This is a genomic window from Ralstonia mannitolilytica, assembly GCF_000954135.1.
Taxonomy (GTDB): Bacteria; Pseudomonadota; Gammaproteobacteria; order Burkholderiales; family Burkholderiaceae; genus Ralstonia; species Ralstonia mannitolilytica.
In genome coordinates this window covers 1,842,982-1,860,363 of the sequence record NZ_CP010799.1, presented here as the reverse complement: position 1 = coordinate 1,860,363, position 17,382 = coordinate 1,842,982, and the positions used below count along the sequence as shown (strand labels likewise).

Sequence of the window (17,382 nt, the reverse complement as noted above, 5' to 3'; positions counted from 1 at the left end):
AATAAGGCGCTAGTGTAAGGCAGCCGCTACATGCGAGGAACGATTCTTTAACGATGTCTTTATTACTTTTTCGAATGTCACCGACGATTCGTCATCGTTCAGCACCTAAAGCTCCGCGAGTGCCTTGACGTGGGCCACCACGCTGCGGCCCAGCGCGCTCAGGTTGTAACCGCCCTCCAGGCAGCTGACGATGCGGCCGTTGGCGTGCGTACGCGCGACGTGCATGAGCTGTTGCGTGATCCAGGCGTAATCGGCTTCGACCAGCCCCAACTGGCCGAGATCATCTTCACGATGCGCGTCAAAGCCGGCGGAGATGAACAGCATCTGCGGCCGGAACGCTTCGAGACGCGGCAGCCAGATCGTCTCCACGACTTCGCGCACGGTCAGGCCGTTGGTATAGGCGGGCAGCGGGATGTTGACCATGTTGGGCGCCACCGCCTCGGTACCAGAATACGGATAGAACGGGTGCTGGAAGATGCTGCACATCAGCACGCGGGGCTCGTCGCGAAACGCGGCCTCGGTGCCGTTGCCGTGGTGCACGTCGAAATCGATGATCGCTACGCGCTGCAGGCCGTGATGGTCGAGCGCATGACGCGCAGCCACCGCCACGTTGTTGAAGAAGCAGAAGCCCATGGCGCGCCCCGGCTCGGCATGGTGACCGGGCGGTCGCACGCTGCAGAAGGCGTTCTCGAGCTCGCCGGCGATGACCTTGTCAGTGGCATCCACCGCCGCGCCGGCCGCCAGCACGGCCGCCATGTAGGTGTGCGGGTTCATCGAGGTGTCGGGATCGATGGGCGTGTAGCCCGCGATCGGCACATTCGCCACGAGCTCGCGCACGTATTCCGGGCGATGGACGCGGCACAGTTGCGCCTCGGTGGCGGGGGGTGCCTCGCACGGCACGAGCAGGTCTTCGATGCGGCTTGCGATGAGCTGGTCTTCGATCGCGCGCAGGCGGTCCGGGCATTCGGGATGATGAGGCCCCATCTCGTGCCGGAGAAATTCAGGATGCGTATAGAGGCCGGTCGCCATGTTGGTGTTGTGATCCGGTGCTTCGGTGTCTCCAGCCGATACGTTAGCACGGCGACACGGCGTCGCACGCGGGCCCGTTGCCAAGGTGGTCCGGCAGAACCATCCGCTACAATGCCCCGGTCCTGTCCGAAGCCTGCCCATGAGCCAATCGCCTTCTCTCCGTCGTCCCGTGTTGCGCGCCCTGGTCGCAGGTGCCGCACTCTCCGCGCTGTCCTTCCCTGCGCTCTCGCTGGCAGCCAAGAAAGCCACCCGTTCGTCGAAGCGCCGCGTGGCGGTGCATGAAGAAGAGATCGACCCCGACCGCTACCGCAACAACCCGCAGACGCAGGCCTTCATCGGCATGCTGGTCAGCGAGTACAACTTTGATCGCCCCTCGCTCGAGGCCTTGTTTGCCGGCACGGCGTATTCCGCCACCGTGTCGCGGCTCATCATGCCGCCGGCCACGCCCGGCCGCCGTAGCTGGACGGCCTATCGCGGCCGCTTCATCGAGCCGATTCGCATCGGCGCTGGCGTCGAGTTCTGGCAGCAATACGGCGACACGCTGCGCCGTGCCGAGAAGGAATTCGGCGTCCCGGCCGACGTGATCGTCGGCATCCTCGGCGTGGAGACCATCTATGGACGCGACATGGGCAACTTCCGCGTGATGGATGCGCTGTCCACGCTGGCCTTCGACTACCCCGACACGCCCAATCGCGAAGAACGCAGCGCGATGTTCCGCAACCAGCTCAAGGACTACCTGCTCTGGTGCCGCGACACCGGCACGGACGCGTTCTCGGTGCTGGGCTCATATGCCGGCGCGGTAGGCATTCCGCAATTCATGCCGACCAGCATCCGCGAATACGCCATCGACTACGACCGCGACGGCCATATCGACCTGCGCAACAGCGCCGTGGATGCCATCGGCAGCGTCGCGCGCTTCCTGCAGATGCACGGCTGGGAACCTGGTCGCCCGGTGATGTGGAACATCGCCGCCGACGCCGACAGCCTGGGCATCGCTGCGGCAGCCGCAGACGGCCAGCCGTATCCGCGCATGACGCTGTCCAAGCTCACGCGTGCCGGGCTGGCACTGGCAGCGGGCGTCGATGCAGCGCGCGAACAGGAGACCGACGTGCTCGTGATCGACCTGCCCACGCCGGGCCAGTCGACCGAATACCGCATCGGCCTGCGCAACTTCTACGTTCTCACGCGCTACAACCGCAGCTTCTTCTACGCGGCCGCCGTGTACGAGCTGGGCCAGGCCGTGCGCCAGGCCATGCGGGGCTGAGCCGCACGGGTGTAAAGACAAAGCGCAGCCGAAGCTGCGCATTTTTTGTGTGGCCACACCCTGCGTGGTCAGGCAGGAAACACGCCTGTCGACAGATAGCGGTCGCCGCGGTCGCACACAACGAACACGATCGTCGCGTTCTCGACTGCTTCGGCCACCCGCAGCGCCACGCACAACGCGCCCGCCGCCGAGATACCGCAGAAGATGCCCTCTTCGCGGGCCATCCGACGCGCCATGTGCTCGGCATCGGATTGACTGACCGGCTCGGTACGATCGATGTACTTCGGATCGTAGATCTTCGGCATGTACGCCTCGGGCCACTTGCGGATGCCAGGAATGCGCGAGCCTTCTTCAGGCTGCGCCCCGATGATCTGGATGGCGGGGTTCTTTTCCTTCAGAAAGCGCGACACCCCCGTGATCGTGCCCGTCGTACCCATCGCCGAGACAAAATGCGTGATGCGGCCTTCGGTCTGCTGCCACAGCTCGGGACCGGTGGTTTCGTAGTGCGCCAGCGGATTGTCGGGGTTGGCAAACTGGTCGAGGATGACGCCCTTGCCTTCCTTCTCCATCGCGTCGGCCAAGTCGCGCGCATACTCCATGCCACCCTTGACGGGGGTCAGGATGATTTCCGCACCGTAGGCTGCCATGCTCTGGCGGCGCTCAACTGACAGGTCTTCGGGCATGATCAGCACCATCTTGTAACCGCGGATGGCCGCCGCCATGGCGAGCGCAATACCGGTGTTGCCAGACGTGGCTTCGATCAGCGTATCTCCCGGTTTGATGCGGCCGCGCGCCTCTGCGCGCTTGATCATGGACAGCGCGGGCCGATCCTTGACCGAGCCTGCCGGATTGTTGCCTTCGAGCTTGCCAAGGATGACGTTGCCGCGGCGGGCGTTGCCTTCGCCGGGAATGCGCTGGAGCTGGACCAACGGCGTATTGCCGATGGTGTCTTCAATGGTGAGATAAGCCATGATGCGTGCGAGACCGGAATCGGCTCATTGTAATCCAGCGCCGGAAGTGGGCTGACAACCCTTTGCAGCACATGGCAAAACGCCCCGCACGGGCGAGGCGTTGTCGGCGTGAGCGCGGGAAGGCTTACTTCTTCTTGGCGTCCTTGCCGTCCTTCTTGGCACCGGGGCGGGCAGGCGCTGCTGTGCCGAACGTCAACCCTTCGTTTTGCAGCTTGGCGAGCGTCTTGTCGCCGACGCCGGAAACGCGCGACCTGAAGTCATTGGCGTCCTTGTACGGACCGTTCTTCGTGCGCTCGTCGATGATGGCCTTGGAACGCTTGGGGCCAATGCCCGACAGCGTCTCGAGGGCGGCATGATCCGCCGTATTCACATCCACGGCCGCCCATGATGCGGACAGCATCGACAGCGACATCAAGGCAACGGCCAACAGCTTCTTCAACATGTGCTTCTCCTATGGTGAGAGGAAAAAAGAAAACCGCCACGTGGCATGGCGGTTTCGGCACATCTTAAAGAGCATCACGAGGATGCCAAGCGCGCTGACAAAAAATCACGCGTTGTCTGATTGGGTGGCCTCAGACTGGTTGCTTCAGCAGCCATTGGCAGTAGCGCGATACGCCTTCCTGCACCGTCAGGAACGGCGCCGTGTAACCGGCCGCACGCAAGCGCGACTGGTCAGCCTGCGTGAAGCACTGGTACTTGCCACGCAGCGCATCCGGGAACTTCACATACTCGATCAAGCCTTCCTGCGCGAGTTCTTCGGTGGAGAGCGCCGGCTTGCCGTCGGCCTCACGCAGCGTGTTGACGACCGTCGTAGCGATGTCGTTGAAGGGCTGGGCACGACCCGTCCCGAGGTTGAAGATGCCCGATTTGTCCGGATGGTCGAAGAAGAACAGGTTGACCTTCACCACGTCTTCCACCGACACGAAATCACGCATCTGGCCGCCTTGCGGGTAGCCGTTGTACTCGCCGAACAGCTTGACGGTGCCTTCTTCGCGGAACTGGTTGAAGTTGTGGAACGCCACGGATGCCATGCGTCCCTTATGCTGCTCGCGCGGGCCGTAGACGTTGAAGTAGCGGAAGCCGGCAATCTGCGACAGCGCGGTCGGCATGATACGGCGCACGACCTGGTCGAACAGCAGCTTGGAATAACCGTACACGTTCAGCGGCCGCTCGAACTCGGGCTCTTCGCGGAACGTTTCCGACGCGCCATACGTCGCCGCAGACGACGCGTAGAGGAACTGCACGCCCTGATCCAGGCACGCGCGCATCACCCCCAGCGAGTAGCGGTAGTTGTTGTCCATCATGTAGCGGCCGTCGGTCTCCATGGTGTCGGAGCAGGCGCCCTCATGGAAGATCGCGCGGACCTTGCCAAAATCGCCGCGCGCAAAGCGTTCGACAAACTCGGTCTTGTCGAGGTAATCGCTGATCTGGCAGTCGACGATGTTCTTGAACTTGTCGGCGCGCGTGAGGTTGTCGACGGCAATGATGTCGGTCTCGCCGCGCTCGTTCAGGCCCTTGACGATGTTGGCGCCGATGAAGCCGGCCGCGCCGGTGACGATGATGGTCATGATGCGTGGGAGAAAAGTTCTGCGTGGGTGACAACTGCCGTACCGAGCTTGCCGACAACGATGCCGCCCGCACGGTTGGCGTACTGCACGGCTTCCTTGATGTTCGCGCCGGCGCCCAGCAGCGTGGCCAGCGTGGCGATCACGGTATCGCCGGCACCCGAGACGTCGAACACCTCGCGCGCCTGAGCCGATACGTGCAGCACTTCGTGCTCGGTGTAGAGCGTCATGCCTTCTTCCGACCGAGTGAGCAACAGCGCCTCGAGCTGCAGGTCACGGCGCAGGTTCTGCGCGCGGATGGTCAGGTCCTGCTCCGATTTCCACGAACCGACCACCTGGCGCATCTCCGCACGGTTGGGCGTGATCATGGTGGCGCCCTTGTAGCGCGAATAGTCATCGCCCTTCGGGTCGACCAGCACGCGACGGCCGGCATGGCGTGCGACATCGATCATCTTGCCCACGTGCGTCAGCCCGCCCTTGCCGTAATCGGAGAGCACCACAACGTCATGCTGCGGCACCAGCGCACCAAAACCATCCAGCACCGACATCAGCACTTCGTGCGTGGGCGGGTTTTCGAAGTCAACGCGGATCAACTGCTGCTGGCGCGCCAGTACGCGCAGCTTGATGGTCGTGTTGACCGCCGGATCGCGGTGCAGATGGCCCGCGACGTGGCTCTCGTTCAGCAGCGCTTCAATGCTGCGGCCCGGCTCGTCGTCGCCGATCACGCCAAGCATGGCCGCCTGTGCGCCAAGCGCCGCCACGTTCCGCGCCACGTTGGCTGCACCGCCCAGGCGCTCGTCCTGGCGTTTGATCTGCACCACCGGCACGGGCGCTTCCGGCGAAATCCTGTCGACATCGCCAAACCAGTAGCGGTCGAGCATCATGTCGCCCACCACGAGGATGCGGGCGGCGCGGATCTGTTCGGAGACGGGCGTGGTCATGGGTCTAGGATGCGGCAGCAGCCGAGGTCACGGCAATTACGATTGGGTGGAGCGCCCGATGGCCTGGTATTCGAAGCCCGCTTCACGCATGGCTTGCGGCTCGAACAGGTTGCGGCCATCGAAGACCATCGGCGTTTTCAGCAGCGCCTTCACGGCTTGGAAGTCGGGGCTGCGGAACGCCTTCCACTCGGTCACGATGACGAGGGCGTCGGCGTTCCTGAGTGCGTCCATCTGACCGGCACAGAACGTTACGCGTTCCAGTTGTTCCGCAGAAAGATCGAGCGCCAGTGCGCGGCGGGCCTCTTCCATGGCAACCGGGTCATACACCTGTACGCGTGCGCCACGCGCCAGCAGCGCGGCGATCAGGATGCGGCTCGGCGCCTCGCGCATGTCGTCGGTATTCGGCTTGAAGGCCAGGCCCCAGATGGCAAACGTGCGGCCGGTCAGGTCAGCGCCCATGCGCGCTTCAATCTTGCCGACCAGCACTTCCTTCTGCTTGTCGTTGACGGCCTCGACGGCCTCGAGCACATGCAGCTTCTGGCCGTACTCCTGCGCGGTGCGCACGAGCGCCTGCACATCCTTCGGGAAGCACGAGCCGCCGTAGCCGGTGCCGGCGTAGAGGAAGCTGTAGCCGATACGCGGGTCGGAGCCGATGCCCAGGCGCACGAGCTCGATGTCGGCACCCACCTTGTCGGCCAGGTTGGCCATCTCGTTCATGAACGAAATGCGCGTGGCCAGCATCGAGTTGGCGGCGTACTTGGTGAACTCGGCCGAACGTACGTCCATGTAGAACGTCCGTTCGTGGTTGCGGTTGAACGGCGCGTACAGCGTGCGCATCATGGCCTTGGCGCGCAGGCCGTTTTCGTCGCTGTAGGTGCCGAGCACGATGCGGTCCGGGCGCATGAAGTCATCCACCGCCGCACCTTCCTTCAGGAACTCGGGATTGGACACCACCGAGAAGCCGACGTCGGACTTGCCGCGCCTGGCCAGCACTTCGTCAACCGCGGCGCGCACCTTGTCGCCCGTACCCACCGGCACGGTGGACTTGTCGACGATCACCTTGAAGCCATCCATGTGCTCGGCGATGTTGCGCGCGGCAGCCAGCACGTACTTCAGGTCAGCCGAGCCGTCTTCATCGGGCGGCGTCCCCACGGCGATGAACTGCACGTCACCGTGCGCCACGCTGGCGGCCACGTCCGTCGAAAACCGGATGCGGCCTGCGGCGCGATTGCGCTCGATCAGCTCCTTCAAGCCGGGTTCGTAGATGGGTACACCGCCGGCGTTGAGCAGGTCGATCTTCTTCTGGTCGACGTCGAGGCAGAAGACATCGTTGCCGAGTTCGGCCAAACACGCGCCGGTAACCAGACCGACATAACCACTACCGATGATGGTGATTTTCATACGAACACTTCAAGGATTGAAAACACGCCGGCGCGGCCTGACACAGGCCACGCCAGACTGAATTACATGCTCGCCCCGCCACTGCCGCCCAACGTTTCCGTGCGGCGCGGGGCATATGTTTCCCAGCGGTTGCAGCCGGGACACTGCCAATAGAACAGACGGGCGCGGAAGCCGCATTCCTGGCAGGTGTAGCGTGCCAAGTTGCGCGTCCGGCTTTGCAGCAGGTCGCGGATGGCACCAAGATCCTGCGCGCGCTGGATATCAGCGTTGACGCCCGACTCGACCGGATCTGCCAGCGCGCTCTCGGCCACCTCGGCCGTCGCCACGGGCTCGTGGCTCACCGCCTCCGACGCACGCGTCGCCTCGGCCTCCACCAGGCGCGTCAACGCCATCAACGAAGGCTGGCGGCGAATCTGGTCGCGCATCAACGCCACGGCGTCGTCGATACCGTGCACGTCGAGCTCATACTTGTAGACCGTGTCCAGCAATTCGGGGCCCAGACGCGCGTCCATCTTGGAGCGCAGCCACGCCAAGCCCTCGGCGGCACGGCCGAGCTGGGTATACGCCTTCATCAGACGCTCGGACACCAGCGGCAGGAACGCCACATTCTGCTGCTCGATGCTGCGCCAGCGCTTGATCGCGCCTTCAATATCGCCCTGCCCCTGCGCCACGTCGCCCAACTGGATGGTCGCGCGTACATTCTTCGGGTTTTCGGCGAGGGCCTGCTCGAGCCATTCGACAGCGGTCGGGACGTCCTTGCGCTGCAGGGCTTCCTGCGCCAACTCGCAGCAGAACTGCGCGATCTGCACGGAATAGTCCTTGCCCTGCAGCTTCTGCAGTTCGCGCGCCGCGTCGATGGCCTTGCGCCACTCCTTCTCGACTTCGTACAACTCCAGCAGCACGCGCTTGGCCGGCTCGGCAAACGCGCCTTCCATCAACATGCGCAGGGATTCTTCGGCACGATCCAGCAGGCCGGCGCGCAAGAAGTCCTGGCCCAGCTCGTACAGCGCATGATCGCGTTCGTTGGCCGGCAGATCCGGACGATTAACGAGATTCTGGTGCACACGGATCGCGCGTTCGGTCTCGCCGCGCCGGCGAAACAGGCTGCCCAATGCGAAGTGAAGCTCGGTCGTTTCCGGGTCCAGACGCGCAACTTCGATGAAGGCGTCGATGGCCTTGTCGGGTTGTTCGTTCAGGAGGAAATTCAGGCCCTTGAAGTACGAGCGCGGCAGCGATGACTGCTCGGTGCGCAACTGGCGCGCGTCGAGCCGAGCAGCCGCCCAACCCAGGCCGAACACCAGCGGGATGGCGAGCAGCCACCAGAGATCGAAATCCATGCGTCAGACCTTGGGGCCGGGAACGTGATAGGGAGAGTCGGCAACCACGGGCGCATTCGGCCCAGCCGCCGCGCCCTCTTCGGATTTCATGCGGCCGATCTGCCGACGCAGCCGGCTTGCAGCAAAACGATGTCGCATCACACGCGGCGCCATCGCGAGCATGGCCAGCAGGATACCGGCCACGAAAAACGCCAGCACAATCAGAATCAGCGGCGCATGCCACACCACGCCAAACGGCAGCAGCAGCGAGACTTCCGCCGTGTTGTGCAGTGCCAGCACGAAGAGCAGCACAAACAACAGGATGCGGATGACCCAGACAAGAAATTTCATGCGGATTCGAAAAACGGACGGCGTGTGGCGGCCAATAGGGCGCGACTGACGGGTTGTGCCGCATTGTAGCGGATTCACATAGCGGCCAGCCACGCGGGTGCGCCGCCGCAATGACATCGCAAAACAAAAACGCCCCGGCAAAGCGGGGCGTCTCTGAAACTGCCAATTCCAACCAAGACTCAACGCGACATAGCCAGCGGCACCGCCACATCGGCCGAAAAACCGGCCGTCTGGCGATTGCTGTCAGCCTGTCGGGCGGCCTTGACAGCCGTGAGCGACAGAGCTGGCTCGCCCTCCGAGGAGGATTCGCCTTGTCGCTCCAGGCTGCGGTCGACCCGCTCGCGCAACTCCTTGCCCGCCTTGAAGTGCGGCACCCGCTTTTCGGGCACCAGGACCTTCTCGCCGGACTTGGGGTTGCGGCCTACACGCGGCGGACGACGGTTCAGACCAAAACTGCCAAACCCGCGGATCTCGATGCGGTGGCCGTCTGCAAGCGCATCCGACATCGCATCCAGGATCGTCTTGACCGCGATGTCCGCATCCCGCAGCAGGAGCTGCGGAAAACGGGCGGCCAGCTTTTCCACGAGTTCAGACTTGGTCATGGGCATCTTGCGCGCGTCCTTGTAGGTCGACCCGGTGGATGCTTACTGGTTGGTTTCGTTCAGCTTGGCCTTCAGCAGCGCGCCGAGGTTCGTGGTGCCAGCGGTGCTGGTGTCAGCCGCGAACTTCTGCATGGCTTCTTGCTGGTCAGCGCTGTCCTTGGCCTTGATCGACAGGTTGATGTTGCGCGACTTGCGATCGATGTTGACGATCATTGCCGTCACCGACTCGCCTTCCTTCAGCACGTTGCGGGCGTCTTCCACGCGGTCGCTCGAGATTTCCGAGGCACGCAGGTAGCCTTCCACGTCGTCAGCCAGCTGCACCACGGCGCCCTTCGGATCCACAGCCTTGATCGTACCGGTCACCACGGCGCCCTTGTCGTTGGCCGAGATGAAGTTGTTGAACGGGTCACCCGACAGTTGCTTGATACCCAGCGAGATGCGTTCCTTGTCGACGTCGATGGCCAGCACCACGGCTTCCACTTCGTCGCCCTTCTTGTACTTGCGAACGGCCTCTTCGCCCGATTCCTGCCACGACAGGTCCGACAGGTGCACCAGGCCGTCGATGCCGCCCGGCAGGCCGATGAACACGCCGAAGTCGGTGATCGACTTGATCTGGCCGGCCAGCTTGTCGCCCTTCTTGTGGTTGCGAGCGAAATCGTCCCACGGGTTGGCCTTGCACTGCTTCATGCCCAGGCTGATACGACGCTTGTCTTCGTCGATGTCCAGGACCATGACTTCCACTTCGTCGCCCAGCTGAACAACCTTGGACGGAGCCACATTCTTGTTGGTCCAGTCCATTTCCGACACGTGGACCAGGCCTTCGATGCCGGCTTCGATCTCGACGAACGCGCCGTAGTCGGTCAGGTTGGTCACCTTGCCGAACAGGCGGGTGCCTTGCGGGTAGCGGCGCGAGATGCCGACCCACGGATCTTCGCCAAGTTGCTTGACGCCCAGCGAGACGCGGTTCTTCTCTTGGTCGAACTTGAGGATCTTGGCGGTGATTTCCTGGCCAACCGACAGCACTTCGCTCGGGTGACGCACACGACGCCATGCCAGGTCGGTGATGTGCAGCAGACCGTCGATGCCACCCAGATCCACGAACGCGCCGTAGTCGGTGATGTTCTTGACGATACCGTTGACGATGGCGCCTTCCTTGAGCGTTTCCATCAGCTTCTGGCGCTCTTCGCCCAGCGTGGCTTCCACCACGGCGCGGCGCGACAGCACAACGTTGTTGCGCTTGCGGTCCAGCTTGATGACCTTGAATTCGAGGGTCTTGCCTTCGTACGGCGTGGTGTCCTTGATCGGACGCACGTCGACGAGCGAACCCGGCAGGAATGCACGAATACCGTTGACCATGACGGTCAAGCCGCCCTTCACCTTGCCGGTCACGGTACCGGAGATGATTTCGCCGGATTCCAGTGCCTTCTCAAGGTTCAGCCACGAAGCCAGGCGCTTGGCCTTGTCGCGCGACAGGATCGTGTCGCCGTAGCCGTTTTCCAGTGCATCGATCGCGACCGAAACGTAGTCGCCGACTTGCACTTCCAGCTCGCCCTGGTCGTTCAGGAATTCCTCGACCGGGACAAAGGCTTCGGACTTCAGGCCCGCGTTCACAACGACGAAGTTGTGGTCGATGCGCACAACTTCCGCAGAGATCACCTCACCCGCCTTCATATTGGAACGGGCGATCGACTCTTCGAACAGGGCGGCAAAAGATTCGTTAGTTTGGGACATAAAAATGGGCATCCGCAAAACATGCCTCGCATTGCTTTCGCGTCAGTGGCGAAGACACGCATGCGGGGTTACGAGTTGAACAACGCCGGCAATGGCAACACCATCACCGGCACCGATCGGACCAAACCGCAGGTCATTGCGCCTTGGCGCCCTGCACCTGCCGGTACCAGTCCAGTACCTGCGCGACCACCTCATCGATCGTCATGTCGGACGAATCAAGCAGCCGTGCATCCTGCGCCGGACGCAGCGGCGCGACACTGCGGGTACGATCCCGCAAATCGCGCGCCTCCAAGTCCTGCGAAAGACTTTCCACTGTAGCAGAAAATCCCTTTGCAATCAATTGTTTATAGCGCCTCTCGGCGCGCGCCTGGACGCTTGCCGTGAGGAACACCTTGAGCACCGCTTCGGGAAAAACCACGGTGCCCATGTCGCGCCCGTCAGCCACCAGGCCAGGCGCTTCCAGAAAGGCGCGCTGGCGAGCATGGAGGGCATTCCGCACCGCTCCGTGCACGGCAATGGCCGAGGCCTGGTTGCCGACCGACTCGTGGCGCAGCGCCTGGCTCACATCTTCGCCCTTAAGCCAGATGTGGTCTGCCTTGAAGCGCACATCCAGCGTGCTGGCGATGCGAACGAGGTTTTCGACGTCGTGCTCGTCGACGTTCTCGCGCATGCTGCACAGCGCTACGAGGCGGTACAACGAGCCGCTGTCGAGCAGGTGAAAGCCAAGCAGGTCCGCTACTTGGTGCGCGACAGTGCCCTTGCCGGACGCAGTCGGGCCGTCGATGGTAATGACAGGGTACGGCGTGGAAGCAGTGGCGTCGGACATGATCAGCGAAGGCAGTTAATTGCGTTTCAGGCGGTAATGGCGCCGAACGCCGTGAAATAGTCAGGGAACGTCTTGGCCACGCAACGGGGGTCGTTGATGCGCACGGGCACCGGGCCGAACGCTGCCAGGGAGAAGGCCATCGCCATACGATGGTCTTCGTAGGTGTCGATCCCGTCGGCGGGTTCGGTCCATTGCGACGGCGGCGTCACACGGATGTAGTCTGCGCCTTCTTCCACCGTGGCGCCGAGCTTGCGCAGTTCGGTGGCCATGGCGCTCAGACGGTCGGTTTCCTTCACGCGCCAGCTCGCGATATTGCTCAGCGTCGTCGTGCCGTCGGCAAAGAGCGCCGCCACAGCCAGCGTCATGGCCGCGTCGGGGATGTGGTTGCAGTCCAGCTCCACTGCGTGGAGCTTGCCATCGTCGCGCTCGACGCCGCGCACCTCGATCCAGTTGTCGCCGGCCATGACGTTGGCGCCCATGCGGTTGAGCGCGTCGGCAAAGCGGACATCGCCCTGGATGCTCGACAGCCCGACACCCTCTACGCGCACCGGCCCCCCACCCAGCGCGCCGGCGGCCAGGAAATACGACGCCGACGAGGCATCGCCCTCCACGAAGATCTCGCCCGGCGCCTGGTAGGCCACGCCCGTGGGCACGGTGAACGACGCCCAGCCTTCGCGCGCCACCTGCACACCAAAGCGCGCCATGAGGTTCAGCGTGATCTCGATGTAGGGCTTGGAGATCAGCTCGCCGACGACTTCGATGGTCACGGTGCCGCTGGACTGAACCAACGGCAGCGCCATCAGCAGCGCGGTGAGGAACTGGCTCGACACATCGCCGCGCACGCGGATCGGCGCATCGATCCTGGCCGGCGCGGCATGAATGGCCAGCGGCGGATAACCCTCGTTGCCGGTGTAGTCGATGCGCGCGCCCACTTGGCGCAGGCCATCGACGAGATCGCCGATCGGCCGCTCGTGCATGCGTGGCACGCCATGCAGGGTGTACTCGCCGCCCTGCAACGCAAGCGCAGCGGTCAGCGGCCGGATCGCCGTGCCGGCGTTGCCCATGAACAGGTCCGCAGCCTTGCTCGGGAAGCGCCCTCCCGTGCCGCTCACCCGATAGGCGTTGTTGCCGAGCGCACCTACCGAGACGCCCAGTTTGCCCAGCGCGTCCAGCATGACCCGCGTGTCATCGGAGTCGAGCAGCTCGCGCACGGTGGTCTCCCCCTGCGCAAGCGCGGCCAGCAGCAGCACCCGGTTGGAGATGCTCTTCGAACCCGGCAACTTGATGGTGCCGCGCGCCCTCTTCAGCGGGCCGACGTCGAGATGTTCCATGAATCCAGTCAGTTCAAAACAAGAACGTTATTCGGGTTGGTTGATCGCTGTCGTGCGTTGCGGCCATGCGAGACGCGCTTGGCTTGCGCGGCGGAACACGCGCTCGAGCGCATCGCCATCGCGTTCGGCAATCATGGCCTTCAGGCGGCCGATCAGGGCTTCGTAGGTCGTCAGTTCGCGCAACAACGCTTCGCGGTTCGATAGGCAGATGTCGCGCCACATCTCGGGCGACGATGCCGCAATGCGCGTGAAGTCGCGGAAGCCGCCGCCGGCAAAGTCGAGCTTGAGCTCGGCGTCCTCCGCATTGATGATCTGGGCGACCAGCGCGTACGCGAGGACGTGCGGCAAATGGCTGACCGACGCGAACACCGCGTCATGCTGCACGGCCGACATGATGTGGCAATGGGCGCCCGCGGCTTCCCACATGCCCTGCACGCGCGCCACATCGGCGCGGCGATTTTCCTGCAGCGGGCAGATCACGGTCTTCTTGCCGACATAGAGATCGGCCAGCGCTGCTTCCACACCGTTCAACTCGCGGCCGGCGATGGGATGCGCGGGCACGAACTGGCTCACCTGATCGCCGAGCGCCGTCTTGGCCGCCATGATGACGTCGGACTTGGTGCTGCCGGCGTCTGTCACGATGGTCTCCGGCCCCAGGTGCGGCTGCATGGCGAGCAGCAGCGGCAGCGTCTGCGCCACGGGTGCACAGAGCACGACCATGTCGGCTTCGCGCACCGCCTCCTCCATCGGCAAAGCCTCGTCGATCACGCCGAGCCGGACCGCCGTTTCCAGCGACGCGGCCGAGCGGCCCACACCGACGACATGTCCAACGACACCCGCGCGGCGCAACGCGAGCGCCAGCGAACCACCGATCAGGCCAACGCCGGCAATCACCAAACGGGAACTGGAAAAAGAAGAGGCCACAACACCGCCCTGCCGGAAAAAAGCAAAGCGGCATTGTAGCCCGATGTGCCCGGCGCCCGATGCCAACTCAGGGGGCCCAGCGCTTCGACCGAGGTGAGCCGAAGATTTCAGTGCGCCGACGGGTAGGACCCCAGCACCTTGAAATAGGCCGCATCGTGTCGCAGCTTCTCGAGCGCACGCGCGACTTGCGGATCACGCTGATGGCCTTCCACGTCGACGTAGAAGTAGTACTCCCATGCGCCGCTGCGCGCCGGGCGCGATTCAAAGCGGCACATCGACACGCCGTTCTCGGCCAACGGAGCGAGCAGCCGGTACACGGCGCCGGCCTCGTTCGGCACTGACAGGATCAGCGACGTCTGGTCGCGCCCACTCGGTTCCGTCTCGTAATTGCCGATGACGACAAAGCGCGTGCGGTTGTGGGGATCGTCCTCCACGTTCGCACGCACCACGTGAAGCCCATAGCGGTTGGCGGCCTGCACGCTCGCCAGCGCGGCCACCGAATCGTCCTCGCCCGCCATGCGTGCCGCTTCGGCATTGCTCGACACCGCCTCGCGCGGCAGATTCGGGTAATTCGTATTCAGCCAGCGCTGGCACTGCGCCAGTGCCTGGGCGTGTGCCCGCACGACCTTCACCTGCGACATGTCGCCGGTCTTGTGCAGCAGGTTGTGATGCACCCGCAGCGCAATCTCGCCGCTGATCTTCAACGACGTCTGCAGGAACAGATCGAGCGTGCGCGACACCACGCCTTCGGTCGAATTCTCGACCGGCACCACGCCGCAATCGACGGTACCGGACTCGGCCGCGCGGAATACCTCATCGATGCTCGGACACGGCATCGGCTGGATCTCGTGGCCAAAATGCGCGATCACCGCCTGCTCCGAGAATGTGCCGGCGGGGCCGAGGTAGCCGATGCGCAGCGCCTGCTCCAGCCCGCGGCAGGCAGACATCACCTCGCGCCAGATGGCGGCGATGCTCTCATCGTGCAGCGGCCCCGGGTTGCTCGACTGCATCTTGCGGATGACCTGCAGCTCGCGGTCCGGCCGGAACGCCGGCGACGAATAGCGTTTCTTCACCTCGCCCACTTCCTGCGCCACCTTGGCGCGATCCGAGAGCAGCGTGAGCAGTTGACTGTCGATGGCGTCGATTTGCATGCGCAACGGCGCCAGTTCCGCCGCCAATGCAGCGTCCTTGTTTTGCTTCGTATCGTCTGACTGACTGGTCATTGTCGGAATCGGGTTCGGCAACGGAGGTCGCCAATGGTGCACAAGGCGAGCGCTTGCGCGATGTTCTGTCCTGGCTTCGGCGCCTCTCGTCAGGCCGATGCGCGCTCGAAGTCGCGCATGAACTCGACCAGTGCCTCCACCCCTTCCAGCGGCATCGCGTTGTAGATGCTCGCCCGCATGCCGCCGACGGACTTGTGGCCCTTGAGCTGCACCAGCCCCCGTTCGCGCGCCTGCGCGAGGAAGGCGTCGTTGCGCGATTCGTCGTTGAGGAAAAACGGCACGTTCATGCGCGAGCGGCACGACGGATGGATCTCGTTGCGATAGAAGCTGCTGGCGTCGATGAAGTCGTACAGCATCTTGGACTTGACGATGTTGCGCGTCTCGAGCGCTTCCACGCCGCCCTGGCGCTTGATCCACTGGAACACCAGTCCGGCGATATAAATCGCGTAGGTGGGCGGCGTGTTGTACATCGAGCCGTTCTCGGCCACCAGGCGCCAGTTGAATGCCGACGGGCACAGCGGATGGGCATGGCCCAGCAGATCCTTGCGAACGATGGCGATCGTCAGGCCCGCCGGACCAATGTTCTTCTGCGCACCGCCGTACAGCACTTGATAACCGCTCCAGTCGATGGGGCGCGACAGGATGTGGCTCGACACGTCAGCGACTACGACGCGCCCATGCGACTGCCCAATGTTCGGCGTCTCCTGGTATTCGACACCGACAATCGTCTCGTTCGTGCACAGATGCACATAGGCCGCGTCGCTCGACAACTGCCACGTCGACACATCGGGAATCTTGTGAAAGCGCTGGGCCTCGCTGGTGGCCGCGATGTTGACCGCCCCGTACTTGCGGGCCTCCTGCTGCGACTTGACCGACCACGTGCCCGTGACGACGTAGTCCGCCTTCGGTGCGTCGGCCGACAACCGGCGCATCAGGTTCAACGGCACGATGGCGTTTTCGGAGATGGCCCCGCCCTGCAGGAACAGGATCTCGTAGTTGTCGGGCACCGCCAGCAGTTCGCGCAGGTCGCCAAATGCCTGCGCCAGGATGCTTTCGAACTCGCGGCCGCGATGGCTCATCTCCATCACGCTCATGCCGCTGCCGTGCCACGAGAGCATCTCCTCCTTCGCCTGCTCGAGTACTTCGGCAGGCAGCACCGCCGGGCCTGCGGAGAAGTTGTACACGCGTGCCTGGCTGGCTTGGAGGGCTCGATCCGCTTGGTTCATGGGGCGAAGGGGCAAAAGAAAAATGGCTGTCTGGGCGCAAACCCAAACAGCCATTATCTACCAACTGGCGGCGCCACGGGAATTGAGGCCCCGGCGCCCACCCAGCTTGATCGATTACTTCGAGGCGGCGGTCACTTCCTTGTCAGCCATGTCGCGCATCTTCTTGCCGACTTGCGGACCGTACTTCTGCATCACGGTGCCCCACACCTCCTGCATGGCCTTGCCTTGGTTGGCCATGAACTTCTGGCCGCTCGGTGTCTTCAGGAAGGCGGTCAGGTCCTTGATTTCCTGGGTGGAGTAATACTTGCCCAGCGCGTCATAGTGAGCCTGCAGGGCGTCCTTCTGGAACGCTGCCGTCTCAAAGTCCTTGCCGGCGCTGTCCGTCATGCGCTGCACGGCGCCATTCTTCTTGAGCTTTTCGACAGCGGCCTGCTTTTGCTTGTCGTTCAGGCTCTTGTTCTCGACCAGCGCCTGCTCCAGCACCAGCGGAGCTTCTTGCTTGGCGCCATTTTCGAGCGCCTCACCCTGACCCTTGATGGCCGCATCGACGTTCATGGTCGTCAGCAGTTCCTTGATGGCTGCCGTCTTGTCGGCATCGCCACCAGCGCTCTGCGCGAATGCGAACAACGGCGCAAAACCGGCTACCACGATCAGATGTTTGAGACTCTTGTGCATTGTTGC

General features: G+C 63.6%; 17 protein-coding genes. 1 reads left to right on the top strand and 16 read right to left on the bottom strand.

Features of this window, described 5'->3' with window-relative positions; all coding sequences use genetic code 11:
- Positions 1-105: 105 nt before the first annotated feature.
- A complete protein-coding gene (locus TK49_RS08855) occupies positions 106-1,029 on the bottom strand; it encodes a histone deacetylase family protein (RefSeq protein WP_045786346.1) in 924 nt (307 codons plus the stop codon).
- 139 nt (positions 1,030-1,168) lie between these two features.
- Here TK49_RS08855 and mltB point away from each other — a divergent pair, with 139 nt between their 5' ends.
- Complete coding sequence (gene mltB, locus TK49_RS08850) at positions 1,169-2,293, top strand: lytic murein transglycosylase B (RefSeq protein ID WP_045786345.1); 1,125 nt, start codon at positions 1,169-1,171, stop codon at positions 2,291-2,293.
- Between the two features lie 68 nt (positions 2,294-2,361).
- On the opposite strand, the gene cysM is transcribed toward mltB, so the two are convergent.
- The 15 genes from cysM to TK49_RS08775 form a co-directional block, all read right to left on the bottom strand.
- Positions 2,362-3,264 carry a cysteine synthase CysM gene (gene cysM, locus TK49_RS08845; protein ID WP_045786344.1) on the bottom strand — a complete coding sequence of 301 codons (903 nt, stop codon included), beginning with the start codon at positions 3,262-3,264 and terminating at the stop codon, positions 2,362-2,364.
- A gap of 124 nt (positions 3,265-3,388) precedes the next feature.
- Positions 3,389-3,706 carry a ComEA family DNA-binding protein gene (locus tag TK49_RS08840; RefSeq protein WP_045786343.1) on the bottom strand — a complete coding sequence of 106 codons (318 nt, stop codon included), beginning with the start codon at positions 3,704-3,706 and terminating at the stop codon, positions 3,389-3,391.
- Between the two features lie 130 nt (positions 3,707-3,836).
- Positions 3,837-4,832, bottom strand: a complete 996-nt coding sequence (gene rfaD, locus TK49_RS08835; protein ID WP_045786342.1) for an ADP-glyceromanno-heptose 6-epimerase — start codon at positions 4,830-4,832, stop codon at positions 3,837-3,839.
- On the bottom strand, positions 4,829-5,770 hold the full coding sequence (rfaE1, locus tag TK49_RS08830; RefSeq protein ID WP_052698602.1) for a D-glycero-beta-D-manno-heptose-7-phosphate kinase: 942 nt from the start codon (positions 5,768-5,770) through the stop codon (positions 4,829-4,831). The genes rfaD and rfaE1 overlap by 4 nt, the downstream gene beginning before the upstream one ends.
- Positions 5,771-5,806: 36 nt before the next feature.
- Positions 5,807-7,171, bottom strand: coding sequence for a UDP-glucose dehydrogenase family protein (locus TK49_RS08825; RefSeq protein WP_045786341.1), 1,365 nt, complete (start codon positions 7,169-7,171; stop codon positions 5,807-5,809).
- Positions 7,172-7,233: 62 nt separating this feature from the next.
- Positions 7,234-8,508: a lipopolysaccharide assembly protein LapB gene (gene lapB / locus TK49_RS08820; protein ID WP_045786340.1), complete on the bottom strand. Its 1,275-nt coding sequence runs from the start codon at positions 8,506-8,508 to the stop codon at positions 7,234-7,236.
- A gap of 3 nt (positions 8,509-8,511) precedes the next feature.
- Complete coding sequence (locus TK49_RS08815; protein ID WP_045786339.1) at positions 8,512-8,838, bottom strand: LapA family protein; 327 nt, start codon at positions 8,836-8,838, stop codon at positions 8,512-8,514.
- Between the two features lie 179 nt (positions 8,839-9,017).
- Positions 9,018-9,446, bottom strand: coding sequence for an integration host factor subunit beta (locus TK49_RS08810; RefSeq protein ID WP_045786338.1), 429 nt, complete (start codon positions 9,444-9,446; stop codon positions 9,018-9,020).
- Positions 9,447-9,482: 36 nt separating this feature from the next.
- Positions 9,483-11,171: a 30S ribosomal protein S1 gene (gene rpsA, locus TK49_RS08805; RefSeq protein WP_045786337.1), complete on the bottom strand. Its 1,689-nt coding sequence runs from the start codon at positions 11,169-11,171 to the stop codon at positions 9,483-9,485.
- A gap of 133 nt (positions 11,172-11,304) precedes the next feature.
- Positions 11,305-11,997, bottom strand: a complete 693-nt coding sequence (gene cmk / locus TK49_RS08800; RefSeq protein ID WP_045786336.1) for a (d)CMP kinase — start codon at positions 11,995-11,997, stop codon at positions 11,305-11,307.
- A gap of 26 nt (positions 11,998-12,023) precedes the next feature.
- A complete protein-coding gene (gene aroA / locus TK49_RS08795; protein ID WP_045786335.1) occupies positions 12,024-13,328 on the bottom strand; it encodes a 3-phosphoshikimate 1-carboxyvinyltransferase in 1,305 nt (434 codons plus the stop codon).
- A gap of 27 nt (positions 13,329-13,355) precedes the next feature.
- Entirely contained in the window at positions 13,356-14,252 is an 897-nt protein-coding gene (locus TK49_RS08790; RefSeq protein ID WP_045786334.1) for a prephenate dehydrogenase, read from the bottom strand.
- Between the two features lie 107 nt (positions 14,253-14,359).
- Entirely contained in the window at positions 14,360-15,475 is a 1,116-nt protein-coding gene (gene pheA / locus TK49_RS08785) for a prephenate dehydratase (RefSeq protein ID WP_045786333.1), read from the bottom strand.
- An 89-nt stretch (positions 15,476-15,564) separates the two neighbouring features.
- Positions 15,565-16,701, bottom strand: coding sequence for a 3-phosphoserine/phosphohydroxythreonine transaminase (gene serC / locus TK49_RS08780; protein ID WP_045786332.1), 1,137 nt, complete (start codon positions 16,699-16,701; stop codon positions 15,565-15,567).
- 114 nt (positions 16,702-16,815) lie between these two features.
- Positions 16,816-17,376, bottom strand: a complete 561-nt coding sequence (locus TK49_RS08775) for a DUF2059 domain-containing protein (RefSeq protein ID WP_045786331.1) — start codon at positions 17,374-17,376, stop codon at positions 16,816-16,818.
- Positions 17,377-17,382 lie beyond the last annotated feature (6 nt).